This is a genomic window from Sphingobium sp. D43FB, from assembly GCF_002312805.1.
Lineage (GTDB): Bacteria > Pseudomonadota > Alphaproteobacteria > Sphingomonadales > Sphingomonadaceae > Sphingobium.
The window spans coordinates 1-915 of sequence record NZ_NMUA01000154.1 but is presented as its reverse complement, the minus strand read 5'-3'; the positions used below and the strand labels follow the sequence as shown (position 1 = coordinate 915).

The window sequence follows — 915 nt, the reverse complement described above, 5'->3', positions numbered from 1 at the left end:
AGCGCGATGCAAGCGTGCTCGCCTGGCTCGACACGCTCTGAAATAATGCGGAGGAACATGGATGAAATCGGCAGAAATCCGCCAATCAGGCCGCGTTCCTCCGCATTATGGGAACCTCGTGATTAGTGAAGCGTCATAAAAATGATGCGGTCGATGCCGAGGCGATTTGTGAGGCGGCTCAGAGACCGAACATGCGGTTTGTAGCCGTGAAAAGCGAGGAGCAGCAGGCGGCAGGTCTCGTCTTTCGGGCTCGGGACCTTCTGGTGCGGCAGCGGACCCAGCTCATTAATGCAATCCGTGGGCATCTGACAGAATATGGATGGGTTCCAGAAGGGCATTGCGGGCTTCCAGATCGGCGTTGATCGCTTTTATCCGGGCCACCTCGGCGGCGACCGCCTGGGCTGCGGCAAGCTGCTCGCGAAGGCTCTGGATCTCTGCTTGCGCCGCGTCACCCATGCCTAAAGGCATAGCAGAAAAGCACCGGAATCTCTAGCTTTTTAGCCTCCCGACACCGATTATCCGGCCAGTGTCGGGCGCCAGGTTGCTTGCGGGTTACGCCAGTCGATCGCCTCAAGCATGCAAGCCAGCTGGGAGGCAGAGATGGCAATTACCCCGTCTACAGCCGACGGCCAGATATACTTCCCGCGCTCCAGGATCTTGGCATAGAGCGACATGCCAATGCCATCGTGCCACAGGATCTTGCACAGATCGCCCCGGCGCCCTCGGAAGACATAGAGATCACCGGCATGGGGGTCCCGCTTGAAGCTCTGCTGTATCTGCAGGGCCAAGGTGCGTGTTTCGCAAATTCCCGGACACGGATTTCGGTAATTCGCGGACAGTGATTTCAGTAAATACGGGACAGCGATTCCGCTAATTCCGGGACAGTGGTTTCGGGCGGGAATGAGGTTCGTTTTT

The 915-nt window shown here is 57.8% G+C and carries 2 protein-coding genes and 1 pseudogene; 1 reads left to right on the top strand and 2 read right to left on the bottom strand.

The features are described 5' to 3' along the window. Window positions 1-125: 125 nt before the first annotated feature. A pseudogene (locus SxD43FB_RS23785) lies at window positions 126-326 on the top strand (transposase); the annotation flags it as partial. Here the strand turns inward: SxD43FB_RS23785 and SxD43FB_RS25480 are convergent. Both SxD43FB_RS25480 and tnpB read right to left on the bottom strand, forming a co-directional pair. Further along, window positions 286-456: a hypothetical protein gene (locus tag SxD43FB_RS25480; RefSeq protein WP_169575400.1), complete on the bottom strand. Its 171-nt coding sequence runs from the start codon at window positions 454-456 to the stop codon at window positions 286-288. The pseudogene SxD43FB_RS23785 and the gene SxD43FB_RS25480 sit on opposite strands and share 41 nt — an antisense overlap. A gap of 59 nt (window positions 457-515) precedes the next feature. After that, a partial coding sequence (gene tnpB / locus SxD43FB_RS23780; RefSeq protein WP_141249649.1) for an IS66 family insertion sequence element accessory protein TnpB occupies window positions 516-915 on the bottom strand: 400 nt, incomplete at its 5' end.

Bases quoted from the DNA above. Each gene is read 5' to 3' on its own strand.
- SxD43FB_RS25480 (WP_169575400.1), bottom strand. From the start codon at position 456: ATGGGTGACGCGGCGCAAGCAGAGATCCAGAGCCTTCGCGAGCAGCTT.